This window comes from Nonomuraea angiospora (genome assembly GCF_014873145.1).
Taxonomy (GTDB): Bacteria; Actinomycetota; Actinomycetes; order Streptosporangiales; family Streptosporangiaceae; genus Nonomuraea; species Nonomuraea angiospora.
Genome location: NZ_JADBEK010000001.1, coordinates 10,634,373 through 10,648,390, shown reverse-complemented (window position 1 = coordinate 10,648,390; position 14,018 = coordinate 10,634,373). Strand labels below are relative to the sequence as shown.

Annotated in this window: 9 protein-coding genes; 2 read left to right on the top strand and 7 right to left on the bottom strand. The window is 71.1% G+C overall.

Features of this window, described 5'->3' with window-relative positions; translation table 11 throughout:
- Window positions 1-22: 22 nt before the first annotated feature.
- From H4W80_RS49050 to H4W80_RS49030, 5 genes are read right to left on the bottom strand one after another with little or no spacing between them, the layout of a single operon-like run.
- The gene (locus H4W80_RS49050; protein WP_192791340.1) at window positions 23-1,354 is read right to left on the bottom strand and encodes a lanthionine synthetase LanC family protein; all 1,332 of its coding nucleotides are present in this window, start codon (window positions 1,352-1,354) and stop codon (window positions 23-25) included.
- A gap of 32 nt (window positions 1,355-1,386) precedes the next feature.
- Window positions 1,387-3,006 carry a dipeptide ABC transporter ATP-binding protein gene (locus tag H4W80_RS49045; protein WP_192791339.1) on the bottom strand — a complete coding sequence of 540 codons (1,620 nt, stop codon included), beginning with the start codon at window positions 3,004-3,006 and terminating at the stop codon, window positions 1,387-1,389.
- Entirely contained in the window at window positions 3,003-3,809 is an 807-nt protein-coding gene (locus tag H4W80_RS49040; RefSeq protein WP_318787409.1) for an ABC transporter permease, read from the bottom strand. Before H4W80_RS49040 ends, H4W80_RS49045 begins: the two co-directional genes overlap by 4 nt.
- A 56-nt stretch (window positions 3,810-3,865) precedes the next feature.
- Complete coding sequence (locus H4W80_RS49035; protein WP_192791338.1) at window positions 3,866-4,813, bottom strand: ABC transporter permease; 948 nt, start codon at window positions 4,811-4,813, stop codon at window positions 3,866-3,868.
- A complete protein-coding gene (locus tag H4W80_RS49030) occupies window positions 4,810-6,426 on the bottom strand; it encodes an ABC transporter substrate-binding protein (protein ID WP_192791337.1) in 1,617 nt (538 codons plus the stop codon). The genes H4W80_RS49035 and H4W80_RS49030 overlap by 4 nt, the downstream gene beginning before the upstream one ends.
- Before the next feature lie 104 nt (window positions 6,427-6,530).
- On the opposite strand from H4W80_RS49030, the gene H4W80_RS49025 reads away from it, so the two are divergent.
- On the top strand, window positions 6,531-6,863 hold the full coding sequence (locus H4W80_RS49025; RefSeq protein ID WP_192791336.1) for a putative quinol monooxygenase: 333 nt from the start codon (window positions 6,531-6,533) through the stop codon (window positions 6,861-6,863).
- A 75-nt stretch (window positions 6,864-6,938) separates the two neighbouring features.
- Here H4W80_RS49025 and H4W80_RS49020 read toward each other — a convergent pair whose 3' ends face one another.
- Complete coding sequence (locus tag H4W80_RS49020; RefSeq protein WP_192791335.1) at window positions 6,939-7,931, bottom strand: LacI family DNA-binding transcriptional regulator; 993 nt, start codon at window positions 7,929-7,931, stop codon at window positions 6,939-6,941.
- Window positions 7,932-8,079: 148 nt separating this feature from the next.
- Between H4W80_RS49020 and H4W80_RS49015 the strand changes: the two genes are divergently transcribed.
- Window positions 8,080-12,165 carry a glycosyl hydrolase 115 family protein gene (locus tag H4W80_RS49015; RefSeq protein WP_192791334.1) on the top strand — a complete coding sequence of 1,362 codons (4,086 nt, stop codon included), beginning with the start codon at window positions 8,080-8,082 and terminating at the stop codon, window positions 12,163-12,165.
- An 88-nt stretch (window positions 12,166-12,253) separates the two neighbouring features.
- Here H4W80_RS49015 and H4W80_RS49010 read toward each other — a convergent pair whose 3' ends face one another.
- Window positions 12,254-13,984 (bottom strand): tachylectin-related carbohydrate-binding protein, encoded by a 1,731-nt coding sequence (locus H4W80_RS49010; RefSeq protein WP_192791333.1) that lies wholly within the window; start codon window positions 13,982-13,984, stop codon window positions 12,254-12,256.
- Window positions 13,985-14,018 lie beyond the last annotated feature (34 nt).

The window sequence follows — 14,018 nt, the reverse complement described above, 5'->3', positions numbered from 1 at the left end:
GTAGGAAAACTGGGTATCGCTGTCAACGGAGCACGGAAGCGGGCAACGGGATCGCGGGGAACGGATTGTCGGGCAGCAGGATGACGCGGCGCGGACGGTCGGCCTGACCTGCGGCGTCGAGGTGGAGGAGAGCGGCGCCGATGCCGGCCGCGCCCACCATGTAGCCGGTGTCGGCCGTCACCTCGCCCGGCCGCAGCCGCCGGTACGCCTGGTACCAGCGGTAGCCGCGCCCGTCGTGGTCGGTGGCCCGGCCGATCAGGTCGGTGGCGAGCCCGCGGGCGTACTCCAGGTGGGACTCCTCCCCCGTCGCCGCCCACAGCCCCACGAAGAACTCGATGAGCCCGGCCGTCCCGCAGCACTGGCAGGCCACGTTCCAGTAGCCCTCGGTACGGCGGCGCGGCACGCCGCTCTTGACGATGCCCTTGGCCAGCCGCTCCACCCACTCCAGGTCGCCGGGGTCGCCCCCCACCCGGTACAGCTCGTAGAACATCCTGGCCACGCCCGCGGAGCCGGAGCAGAAGCCCAGGTAGTGCAGCTCCCTGGCGTGCGGCACGTGGTGCGGCACGACCGCGCAGCCGCCGGACACGACGCTGATCTCGCGGACGAAGGCCGCGCCGCTGCGCGCGGCGAACAGGAAGCGCTCGTCGCCGGTCACCCCGTACAGGCGGGCCAGCAGGAACGCGGTCCCGGCCGTGCCGGCGAGGAAGCCGGGCGTGACGGCGTCCACGGGCAGGTCGGCGCAGTCGCCGAAGCGGTGCCCGGGAACGGGCAGCCGGGCGATCCGCAGGCCCGCCTCGACGGCCGCCTCCTCGTACGCGGGCACGCCGAGGTGGGCGGCGGCCCGCAGCAGCCCGAGGATGACGCCGCCCTCGCCGCGCTGCGCCGGATCCCGCGACCACCCGACGCCGCCCTCGAACTCCCGGCCCCGGCGGACGATCACGTCGGCGATGGCGGCGGCCTCGGCCTCGAACGCGCCGTCGCCGAGCACCCAGCCCGCCTCCATGAGCGCGACCATCGTGCCGGTCAGCCCGTGGTAGAGGGAGAGGTCGTCCTGTTTCTCGCGCCAGGTGGCGGCGAGCCTGCGGGCCCCCTGCCTGGCGTCCTCCAGGTACGCCTCGTGGCCGGTGGCCGCGGCCAGTTCGAGGAAGAACAGCACGACGCCCGCCGCCCCCGAGTAGAGGGACCAGGGCTCGGAGGTGACCGCCGACCCGCCGTGCGGATCGGGATTGGCCAGCCAGCGCCGTCCGTTCTCATCGTCGGCCGCGGCGGATCTGATCCATCGCCCCGCCAGGATGGCGGCGGTCAGCGGGGAATCGGCTCGGGCGCTCGACGCGCGGATCCTGTCCAGACTCACCCCTCCATTATCCCACACACTTGGTAGGAAATTCAGGTAAGTCGGGGAACCGCCGCGACCAGTTCCCGCGTGTACGGGTGCCGCGGCCGGGTGAACACCTCCGTCACCTCGCCCTCCTCGACCACCCTGCCGTCCTTCATGACCAGGACCCGGTCGCTGACGTGGTGCACCACGCCGAGGTCGTGGCTGATGAACAGCATGGCGGTACCGTACTCGGCCTGGATCTCGGCGAGCAGGTCCAGCACCTGGGCCTGGATCGAGACGTCGAGCGCGGAGACCGGCTCGTCGCAGACCAGCACGTCGGGGCGGGGACCGAGGGCCCTGGCGATGGCGACGCGCTGCCGCTGGCCGCCCGACAGCTCGCGCGGGTGGCGGCCGGCGACGCCGGGCGGCAGGCCGACGCGTTCGAGCAGGTCGAGCACCCGCGCCCGGCGCTCGTCCTTGGGCAGGTCGAGCGGCTCGGCGACCAGGCGGCCGACGGTGTGGCGGGGGTCGAAGGAGTCGAGCGGGTTCTGGGAGATGAGCTGGATGCGGCGGCGGAGCGGGCGGCGCCGGCGTTCGGGCACGTGGCTCCACGGGCGGCCGTGCAGGGTGACCCGGCCCGCGTCGGGTTCGAGCAGGCCGAGGGCCAGGCGGGCCAGGGTGGTCTTGCCCGAGCCCGACTCGCCGACGACGCCGAGCGTCTCGCCCTCGCACAGGGTGAACGAGACGTCGTCGACCACCCGGCGCGGCCCGTACGATCTGGACAGGCCGGTGCCGGCGAGCACCGGCGCCGACGGGTCCGGCGTGCGGCGCGGCAGCGGCGAGCCCGTCGGCGCGGTGGACAGGGCGGCGGACAGGCGGGTGCCCCGGGAGGCGGCCGACGGTACGGCGGCCAGCAGCGAGCGGGTGTAGTCGTGCGAGGGCGCCGACAGCACGCTCCCGGCGGGGCCCTCCTCGACGACGCGGCCGTCCTTCATGACGAGGATGCGGTCGGCGATCGAGGCGACGACGGCCAGGTCGTGGCTGATCAGCAGCAGCGCGCAGCCGGCGGCCCGGCGCTCGGCCAGCAGCCGCAGGATCTGGGCCTGCACGGTGACGTCGAGCGCGGTGGTCGGCTCGTCGGCGATGATCAGCTCGGGACCTGCCGCGATGGCCGAGGCGATCAGCACCCGCTGCCGCAGCCCGCCGGAGAGCTGGTGCGGGTGCTGCGCGACACGCAGCGGCGGATCGGGCACGCCGACCGCGTCGAGCAGTTCGAGCGTCCTGTCGCGGCGCCGGGCGCGCGGGACCACGTCGTGGACGGCCAGCACCTCGCCGATCTCGGCCCCCACGGTCCGCAGCGGGTCGAGGGAGACCAGCGCGTCCTGCAGCACCAGCCCGGCGAACCCACCGCGCAACCGGCGCCACTCCCGCGGCCCGAAGCCGAGCGCGTCCCGGCCGCCGACGCTGAACGCGGCCGCCCGCACGGTGGCGCCCGGCCCGGCCAGGCCGAGCAGCGTGCGGGCCGTGACGCTCTTGCCGGACCCGGACTCGCCGACGACGGCCACGCACTCGCCGGGGGCGAGCGACAAGGAGACGCCGCGCACGACCTCGGTCCCGCCGAAGCTCACGCGCAGGTCCTCCACGGCGACGAGAGTGGCGAGCGCCGGAGGGGAGGCATAGGTCGTCATGGGGTTCTCCCCTCGAAGCGGCGCTGGAGCCGGCGGCCGACGACGGTGAGGCTGACCACGGTCAGCGTGATCGCGACGCCCGGGAACAGCGCCTCCCACCAGGCGACCCGCAGGTAGTTGCGGGCCTCGGAGAGCATCGCGCCCCATTCGGCGGCCGGGGGCTGCGGGCCCATGCCGAGGAAGCTGAGCCCGGAGGCAGCGATGACGGCCTGGCCGAGCCCGATGGTGGCCAGGACGGGGATCGGCCCGAGCACGTTAGGCAGCACGTGGCCGGCCGTGATCGCGGCCCTGGACCGGCCGAACGTGACGGCCTGCTCAACGTATCCGGCGTGGCGCACGACGAAGGTCTGGGCACGGATGACGCGGGCGTAGTTGGGGACCTGGGCGACCGCGATGGCGAAGATGACGTTTCCCGTGCCGGGGCCGGTGACGGCGATGACGAGCAGGGCGAGCAGCAGCTCCGGCAACGTGGACAGGACGTCGAACGACCTGGCCAGCGCCTCGTCCAGCCACTTCGGCGACAGCCCGGCGGCCAGGCCGAGCAGCACCCCGGCGGCCACCGCCAGTGCGGTCGCGGTGACGCCGATGCTGAGCGAGTGGCGGGCGCCGTACACGACCCTGGACAGCACGTCGCGGCCGAGGTGGTCGCTGCCGAACCAGTGCGCGCCGCCGGGCGGCGCGAGCGCGCTCACCGGGTCGGCCGCCAGCGGGTCCACGCCGGTCAGCAGCCCGGGGGCGGCCACCGCCACCGCCAGCAGGGCGAGGAACGCCACGGGGGCGAGCAACGAGCGCGACGCGGTCACAGACGCGAGCAACGAGCGCGACGAGATCACGGGCGCGAGCAAGGAGCGCGACGAGATCACGGCCGGCCTCCGATCCGGGGGTCGATGGCGCGGTAGGCCAGGTCGAGGAGGGTGCTGATGGTCACGTACACGATGGCCGACAGCAGGACGACGGCCATCACCACCGGCATGTCCCGGCCGGTGACGGCCTGCATCGCCACCTGCCCCAGCCCTGGGCGGCCGAAGAGCACCTCGGTGATGACGGCCCCGCCGAGCAGCGTGCCGGTGAACCAGCCGGCCAGCGTCACGGCGGGGATCAGCGCGTGCCGGAGCGCGTGCCTGGCCACCAGCCGCGGCTCGCTCAGCCCGCGGGCCCTGGCCGTGACCGCGAACGGCTGCTCCAGCGCCCGCTCCAGGCCGCCGCGCAGCACCTGCCCGAGCACGCCCGCGATCGGCAGGCCGAGCGCGAGCGCGGGCAGCACGAGCGCCTGCGGCCCGGACGCGCCCGACACGGGGAACCAGCCGAGCGTGAACGAGAACACCGCCAGCAGCACCAGCCCGATCAGGAACGGCGGCACCGACACCGAGACCAGCTCGGCCGCCGAGGCCGCGCCGCGCAGCCACCGGCCCCGCCCCGCGGTCACGACGGCGATCACCCCGGCGAGCGACACCCCGGCCCCGGCCGCCGCCAGCGTGAGCTGCAGGGTCGGGCCCACCTGGGAGGACAGGACCTCGCCGACGCCGAGCTGGAGCTGGTACGAGCGGCCGAGGTCGCCGTGGAGCAGCCGCCACAGGTAGGCCACGTACTGGACGACCTCCGGCCGGTCGAGCCCCCATTCGGCGACGATCCGCGCCCGGATCTCGGGGGTGTCGGGGCCGTCGCCGACCAGGATGTCGATGGTGTCGCCCGGGGCGAGCAGCAACGCGACGTACGAGGCGCTGGCCGCCGCCCACAGCACCGCGAGCGCGGCGAGCAGGCGCCTGGCGACGCCTCTCCCCCAGGCCGCCGCCGGCCGTCCGGTCATGTGCCGATCCGGACGTCGTACGCGCTGCGCGGCGTGCCGGAGCCGGCCTCGAAGCCCAGGCCCTGGACGCTCTTCTGCGCCGCGATCTGGTCGGCGGGCACGTAGACCGGGAACACGATCGCCTTGTCCTTCACCACGGCCCGCTGCACCTTGGCGTACAGCTCCTTGCGCTCGTCCAGGGAGGCGGAGCCCGCGGCCGCGGCCAGCCACTTCTCCACGTCGGGATCGGAGAAGCCGGTGCGGTTGATCGGCCCCTTGCCCGGCAGGATCAGGTTGAGGGCGGCGCCCGCGTCGGCGTCGCCGCGGGAGTTCTCGAAGATCTCGTACTCCCCCTCGGTGTAGGCCTTCTGCGCCGTTCCCTGGTCCACGATCTTGACCTGGAAGTCGATCCCGGCGCTCTGCTTGACCTGCGCCTGGATGGCCTGGGCGAGGATGTCGCGGCGGTCGCGGACGAAGGGCGCGGAGGCGACGGAGCGCACGGTGAGCCGCCTGCCGTCCTTGACGCGGTAGCCCTGGGCGTCGCGCTGCTTCCAGCCGGCCGCGTCGAGCAGGGCGTTGGCCTTGGCGGTGTCCCCGCCGAAGGAGCCCTCCAGCGAGGCGTCGTAGAACGGCCCGCCCTTGGTGACGACGCTCCACGCCCTGGTGGCGGTGCCCTGGTAGACGGCCTTCAGCACCGCGTCCACGTCCACGGCCTCGCGGAAGGCCTCCCGTACGCGCTGGTCGTCGAAGGGGGCGTGGGCGGTGTTGAAGTAGTAGGAGAAGGAGGTGCCCGAGTTGAGCGAAGTCTGATACGTCAGACCCGGATCCTGCTTGATCATGGCGGCTTCGGTGGCCGGGACGCCCTCGATGACCTGCACCTGTCCCGAGGTGAGCGCGCCGACGCGTACCGCCGCCTCGGGCAGGAACCGGTACGTGATCCGCGAGAGGTAGGCCGGCCCCTGGTGCCCGGCCCCGGCGGGCGGCCACTTGTAGTCCGGGTTGCGCCGGTAGCGGATCTCCTGGCCCCGCACGTACGACTCCAGGATGAACGGCCCGGTGCCGACCAGGTCGGGCCCGCCGGACTTGAGGTCCTTGGCCGCCTTCAGCGACTTCGGCGAGACCTGCCCCGCGAGGGGCGAGGCGAGGAAGTCGAGGAAGAGCGCGTCCGGCTCCTTCAGCGTGATCTCGACGGTGGCCGGCGACTTCACCTCGGCCCTGGCGAAGGACTTGAGCTGGATGGAGGCGATGCCGGGGTTGTAGCCGGGCACCAGGAACTGCTCCAGGTTCGCCTTGACCGCCGCCGCGTCGAACTTCGTGCCGTCGTGGAAGGTCACGTCGTCGCGTAGTTCCAGCGTGTACGTCAGACCGTCGTCCGACACCTTCCACGACTTGGCCAGCCAGGGCTGGAACGTGCCGTCCTTCTGGCGCGAGAGCAGCGCGTCGAACTGGTTGAACACGAGCAGCCTGACCTTGTTCTGGCCCCATTGCTGGGGGTTCAAGGTGAGCGGCTGGGTCTCGATGGCCCAGGTCAGGGAGGAGTCCTGGGCTTGCTGGGCGGGCTGCTGAGAGCCGCAGGCGGTCAGGGAGACGACGAGGACGAAGGGGGCGATGCCCTTGGGTCTCTTCACACGCATTCCTTGGGCGAGGCATTACCTAGCTAAACGGTAGGTAATGCATGAATGCCTGTCAACGTCCTCTCGATAGGCTTGATCCTCACGGACTCGAAGGAGCCAGCCCGATGATCTTCATTACCGCCAAGTTCCGCATCCTGCCCGAGCACGCCGACCGCTGGCCGGAGATCGTCGCCGACTTCACCGAGGCGACCAGGGCCGAGCCGGGCTGCCTGTGGTTCGACTGGTCGCGCAGCGTGGCGGACCCGGTCGAATACGTCCTGGTGGAGGCGTTCCGCGACGGCGACGCCGGGGCGGCGCACGTCCAGTCGGCCCACTTCAAGCAGGCCCAGCAGACGCTGCCGCCGCACCTCGCCGAGACGCCGCGCATCGTGAACGCCACCGTCCCGCAGGACGACTGGTCCCTGCTCGGCGAACTGGCCGTCCCGGACCGCGACTAGCCGGACGCGGGGTCACCCGCGTCACGTCCACGACGCTCCCGTCCGAGTCCCAGAAGCGACCGGTGTGTCCGGCGCTCAGGCGCGGCGTTTCGCCGGGCCGGACGACTCGCGGAGCACCAGCTCGGTAGGCAGACGGATCGCCTCGCCCGCGCGTTGTGATCGTCCGGCGAACTGCTCGATCAAAGGCTCCACCGCGAGCCGACCGGCGGGCGAGCCGGGCCCGGCCAGGGTGGTCAACGAGGGATAAACGAAGTCGGCGGCGAAGATGTCGTCGAACCCGATCACGCTGATGTCGGCGGGAACGCGAACACCTCGCTGGGCGAGGCGTCGGATGATGCCGATCGCCAGGAGGTCGTTGTGGGCTATGACCGCCGTCGCGCCGGTGCGCAGTGCTCCGTCGGCGGCGGCCCCGCCGCCCGCGACGTTGGGGGCGTACGGACCGATCCGGTGTGCCGTCAGATCGTGCGTCTCGGCCCCGGCGCTCAGCGCCGCCCAGCGCGCCGCACCTATCCAGGAGCTCGGCGGCCCGGCGCAGTAGGTGAGGCTCTGGTGCCCGAGCGAGGCCAGGTGCTCCAGGATCTGCCGGCAGCCGGCGCCGGTGTCGAACGTCACGCTGGTCAGCCCGGGCAGTTCTCGGTTGAACAGGACGATCCGGTGCAGTTTGGCGAGGTCGCGCAGGACCTCGTCGTCGAGCCGGCTGGAGGCCAGCACGAACCCGTCCACGCCGGCGGACAGGTCGCGGATCTGGTTCTCCTCGATGCGCCGGGATTCCTCGGCGTTGACGATCACCAGGGTGACGTCGGACGCCTTCGCGCGCTGCTCCGCGCCGCGGATCAGCTCGAAGAAGTGGGGATTGGTGATGTCGGAGAGCACCATGGCGATGGTGCGGTGGCGTAGACCCGGAAGAGCGCGGTTCTGCGGTCTGTGCTGGTAGCCGAGCCGCGCGGCGGCGGCGACTATCCGCTGCCGCGTCGCCTCGTTGACCCGGCCCGGCTTGTTGAACGCCCGGGAGACCGTCGACGCGGCCACGCCGGCAGCTTGCGCGACGTCGAAGATGGTGGGCTCCACGAACGCATCAAGCCACGAAAGTGGAAATTTTGGCAACACCTTGCAGAAGTTGTCGCAAGGTACCTACGTTGCGATCACACCGGCCGCACGATGACGTCTCGGACGAGAGGAGCGCGGAGTGTCGCAGCCCGGGCAAAGAGGTCGAGGTGTGCAGCACAACGAGCGCGATGTCTCGGGTCGGGCCAGGCGGTGGTACGCGGCTGTGACGGCCGGCGCCCTGCTGGCCGCGTCGCTGACGTCGGTCGGGGTGACGCCGGCGCAGGCGTCATCGGCCGAGTTCACCATCTTCAACGGTCGCACGACCGCTCCGATCCTGATCGATCCGTCCTATGGCGGCGATCACGCCGATCGGGACTACAAGCAGGTGCGCCGCGCGGTTCAGGACCTGCGCCAGGACGTCGCCATGGTGACCGGGGCGATCGATCCCGGTGCGGTGCAGAGCCTGTTCGCCGACGACGAGCCGGCCAAGGAAGCGCGGCTGGCGAAGGCCGACCGCAGCAAGCTCCCGGCTCTGCTGACCGAGGCCGCGGGCCAGAAGACCGCGATCATCGTCGGCCAGCTCGGTCAGAGCCGGCTGATCGACGAGATCGTCGGAGCCGGCAAGTTCGACGAGGCCGCCGGGATCAAGGGCGCGTGGGAGGCGTACGCGACCAAGACCATCAAGAACCCGGTCCCCGGGGTCGACAACGCGTTGGTGATCGCGGGCAGCGACGCCCGCGGGACGATCTACGGGATCTACTCGATCTCCGAGGAGATCGGCGTCTCGCCGTGGTACTGGTACAGCGACGTACCGGTCAGAAGGCGCGACGACATCAAGGTCTTGGGCAAGGCCCGGGTCGACGACGGGCCGGACGTCAAATATCGCGGAATCTTCGTCAACGACGAAGAACGCACCGTCGCGTGGGCGAAGAAGAAGTTCCCCACCGCCAACGGCACGCCCGACGTCAACTACTACCGGCACGTCTATGAGCTGATGCTGCGGCTCCGGTTGAACACGCTGTGGCCTGCGATGCACCTGGCCTCGACGGCGTTCAACGCGGTCACCGACACCGGGACGTACGACCAGGGGACCCCGGTCAACGCCCGCGAGGCGGCGGCCTTCGGCGTGGTCGCCTCCTCCTCCCACGCGGAGCTGATGCTGCGCAACAACGAGGGCGAGTGGCGACAGTGGTACGCCCGCAACAAGGACGCGCTCGACATCAAGGGCCCGGACGCCGTGGCGGCCTTCGACTATTCGATCAACAAGCCCGCGATCCTGGAGTACTGGCGCCAGCGGGTGGTCGCCAACGCCGCCTTCGAGAACATCCTCGCCCTGGGTATCCGCGGTGTGCACGACAGCGATCCGGTGTTCACGCCCGGTAACCCGTACGGGTTCAAGGACAAGATCGAGATGCTGGCCGACGTCATCCGCGAGCAGCGCAAGCTGATCGCCGCGGTCTACGGCAGCGTCGACGCCGTGCCGCAGGTGTTCATCCCCTACAAGGAGATGAACGATCTCTACAACGCCGGGCTGAAGGACCACATCCCCGGCGACGTGACCCTGATGTGGGCCGAGGACAACCAGGGCTATCTGCGCCAGGTGCCCACGCGGACCGAAGCCGCCCGGTCCGGCGGGAACGGCGTCTACTACCACATCTCCTACTGGGGCGAGCCGAAGAGCTACCTGTGGCTGAACTCGACGCCGATGTCCTTGATGGTGCAGCAGCTGCGCCGGGCGTGGAGCTCCGGCGCGGGGCGCTACTGGATCCTCAACGTCGGGGACATCAAGCCCGGCGAGATCAAGCTCGACCTGTTCGCCAAGCTCGCGTGGGACGTCAAGGGCTATGACGACACCAACATCGGGAGCAGGTTCCTCACCGAGCACCTGCGGCGGGACTTCCGGTTGAAAGGCGCCGACGCCGCCGTGGTCGCCGACGCGCTGGAAAGGTTCGACGCGCTCGAGAACACCAAGCGCGCCGAGTTCTGGGGAGAGATCAACTCGTCCAACGCGAACTCGGGAAGGATTCACAACGGTCAGGTCTTCCCGTTCAGCGCCACCTCGGACGGGGACGAGCTCCAGCGCTACATCAACGAGTCCGGCAAGCTGGTGGCGATTGCCGAGGATGTTTCCGCGAAGCTCGACCCGCGCTATCGCTCCGCGTTCTACCAGCAGGTGCTCCATCGGATCCGGTCCTACCGCAACATGGCAGAGCAGATCGGCTACTACTGGAAGAACCAGCTCGCCGCCGCCCAGGGCCGCTACGCCAGCGCGGGAAGCTACGAACTGCTCTCGAAGCGGGCCCGTGAGCGCATCCGCACCGACGAGGACTACTGGAACACGATCAGCGGCGGCAAGTGGGACCACGCCATCGGCCACAGCCATCCCGAAGGTTTCCCGAACGAGGGCACCGTCATGCTCACCAACGACCGGTATGCCCGGGTGGCCACACCGGCCGATGCCGTGGGCGCCGCCGCCGAGGGGAGCAGGGAGCCGGGCCGCGGCACGCTGAGATTCAACTCGGCCGCGCCCGACGACAAGCGGTTCTTCGACGTGTTCTCCCGGGACGACGTATCCGGCAAGCAGGAGTGGGTCGCCGAGGCGGACGCTCCCTGGATCGTCCTTTCCCGGCGCTCGGGCACGACCGCGACAGAGCAACGGGTCACGGTGACGCTCGCCGGGAACCACCCGGCCACGACGGGGACGATCAAGGTCTTCAACGCCGTCGGCGGCGCCAAGACCGGCGACCCGGTCGCGACGTTCACGGTCGACGCGGAGCGGGCAGCCGTGGATCTGCGCCGGGTCGCCGAGCCGGCGCACCTGGAGGCCAACGGGTACGTGGCCATCGAGGCCGAGCACTTCTCCGAGAACGTGCGCGGCGCCGACGGGAGCCGGTGGGCCCCTCTCGAGGGCGTGGGTCAGCGCGGGGCGTCCATGGGCAGCTTCCCGGAGATCGCGCCCCGGGTCGACTCCGGCTTCGGGACGACCGCCCGCCTGAGATACCGGGTCCACTTCACCTCCACCGGGAGGTTCACCGGGACCTTCTACCGGATTCCGACGCTGAACGAAGGCACCGAGGACGACGGCACGCCGCGAACCGCGCGCACCGCGATCGGACTCGACGACCAGGCCCCCAGCCTGCTGCGCGGCAACTCCGTCGCCGGTACGAGCACCAGCCCGTGGGGATTCAACGTCATGCGTGGAATCGAACCCCTGAACTTCACCATCGAGGTGACCACGCCGGGGTGGCACGACCTCGTGGTCTACCGCTCGGACGCGGCGATCCTCTTCGACCGGATCATCATCGAGACCCGTGCCGGCTCGGCCGGTGACGGCCTCGTCGGCCCGCCCGAGAGCCCGAACAACATCGCCGCACCCCAGAGGGCCACCGTGGCGCCTCTTCCTGACACGATGCCGGAGCTGCACCGGCTGCCCGCGATCCGGACGTCGGCAGGCGAGACGAGCACGGTCGAGGGCGTGCGGAATGTGGTGTCCGCGGCCTCCGACAACGAGACCGCCGTGTCGGTCGCGGTGGACAACGGTCAGGTGCGGGTCACCGGGCACCGGGTCGGGACGGCCGAGGTCTCCGTCACCGCTGGTCGTGGCGAGGCCTGGGTGGTGCCTGTCACGGTGGGCAGGGCCGCGGGGGCGCCGGTCGGCGCCTATCTGGAGCGGGACGGTTCGGTGGTCTTCGACGCGGCCGACGCGTTGGAGAAGAGCGCTTCCGCCAACGCGGTCGACAGCAACAACGGGACGCACGGCTGGGCGCTGGCCCGTAACGGTCTCCAGGCCGTCCCGCCGGCCGACGCGGGCGCGAAGGCGCAGTGGCTGGCGACGTCGGCGACCCAGGCCGAGGCGTTGTTCGGGGCCGGGCCGACGCAGAAGGTCAACGGGAGCTCCGCGGCAGGAGCACCACCGCGGCTCGACTTCACCGTCGACATCCGGACCGGTGGCACGTACTACCTGTTCGTCAACACGAGCAACCCGAACGCCGACGCCGACTCCTACCACGTGCTCGTCGACGGGCGGTGGAGATACCAGTCGAACAAGTCCGGGCCGGAGACCGGGTTCGAGACCTGGTACGGCAGCACGAGCGTCGCCGCGGCCGCGTTGGCGCTCGGGCCGGGTGAGCACACGATCTCGCTGGCGCCTCGTGAGGCCGGGCTGGTGCTCAACCAGATCGTCCTGACCACGGACGACACACCCGGCCTCACCGGCTTCCAGGCCCCCAGCGACCGGCGAGCGAGCGCTTCATGACGATCTGAGACGAACGGTGGACAAGGCTCGTCAGCCGCCCGCCCGTACGGCGTGGTGGCAGGCGGCGTACTGGGGGCGTCGGCAGAGGCTAGGCGCGCTTGGCCTTGCGCCATGAGCGGTCGTAGAGCGTGGCGCTGTCGAGGGTCGAGGGGCCGCCCTCGTCGCCCAGCGTGGGACCGTCGACCGTTTTGCGGCTGGATACGAACCGGTGTTTGCCGGTGGAGTCGATGCCCAGATAAATGCCGACATGGTCGAGGGCTGTGCCGTCGTCCGTGCTGGCGTCCCAGAACAGCAGGTCGCCCGTCTGCAGCTCCGCGTAGGACGTGGGTTTGGCCGTTCCACCGTCGATCACGGTGACCCCCGGGGCGTTCTCGTCGCCCATCTGTACGGCTCGGCGGGGAAGGGCGGACTTGCTCAGCGTGTCGCCGATGCCCAGGGGGTAGCCCCCGCGGTAGCCGAGGACCATCCTGACGAAACCGGAACAGTCCAGCGACTCCTTCTGCCGGGCTTCCGGGGGGTCGGTCCTGTCGTCGTAGGTCCATGCGAGGCCGAGGTAGTCGTTGAAGTCCGAGCCCTCTTCCCGGGTGCCGTCCGGAAGTAAGGGGCCGTAGTGGGCGTCGCCCGCGTAGCGCACGCCATCACGGACCTTGGCGGGAGCGTCCGCGAGGTACTGCGTGGCGATGTCCAGCAGATCCTCGTCGGTCCTGGCGATGTTGGCCGCCGGCCATGAGGCCGCCCATGGCGCCGAGGGTAACCACGGGCCGGGCAGCAGGCGGACCCAGGCCCGGGTCGAGACGGTCGCCTCGGTCGTGGGCTCGGCGAACTTACGTTGCTGGCCGTAGGTGACGGCGGTCCGGGCGCCTTCCGTCAGGACGGCGCCGACCCGGCCTTGGCTGTAGTAGAGGTTCTGGCCGGATTTGCCGGGAGCGTAACCAGTGAAGGACTGGCCCGGCGAGCAGGCGGCGGCGTCGGCGAACAGGGTGGTGAAGGAGGCGAATCCTTCTTTCAGGGGGCGGCGGTCCTGCCAGACGGGCGCCCCGGCCAGGGGGTCGGCATGGCGCTGCCACCACATCCGGCCGGACGCGTCGAGCGCGTAGACGACTCCCGCTCCGGCGCCGGACGGGCTGCGGTAATCCGTCCAGCCCTCGCCGGTCACCAGTCCCGTGCCCGGGCCGAAGGCGGTGCCGCCCGCGACTGGGTCGGTGTGGTCGTACCAGCGGACGTGTCCCTTGGTGTTCACGCCGTACAGGGTGCCGTCGCGGCCGGTCATCAGGGTGGTGATCGCCGTCCAGCCCGAGCGGATGACCTTGCCGCTCCCCGGCGCCCACTGGGCCTCGCCGGTCGTCGGCGAAAGGTGGCGGTACCAGTGCAGGTCTCCGGCTCTGTCGAGGGCGTAGATGACACCGGAGCCGGCCGACACGATGTCCACGAAGTCGCCCCAGCCATGGCCGATGACCGTGCGCTCGCCGGGAGCCCAGCCGCGCTCACCGGTCGCCGGATCCAGGTGACGGTACCATTTCAGGTCCCCGACGCCGTCGACCGCGTAGATCACGCCGTTGCCGCCGGAGAACACCTTGGCCAGCGTGTTCCACCCGTAGCCGATCTCCTTGCCGCTGTCGGCGACCCAGGAGTCCTCGCCGGAGGCGCCGGCGCGGTGGCCGTACCAGCGCAGCTTTCCCCCGCCGTCGATGCCGTACACCGGCACGACCGCCGAGCAGGTCAGGGCGGAGGCGGCCACGGCCGGCCGCGGATCGACCGTGGAAAGCAGAGATGCTCCAACGAGTCCCGCGGCCAGGACGGCCAGTTGCGTGCGGAGCATGTCCACGACCTTCTTTCGATCTCACGCCGGATCG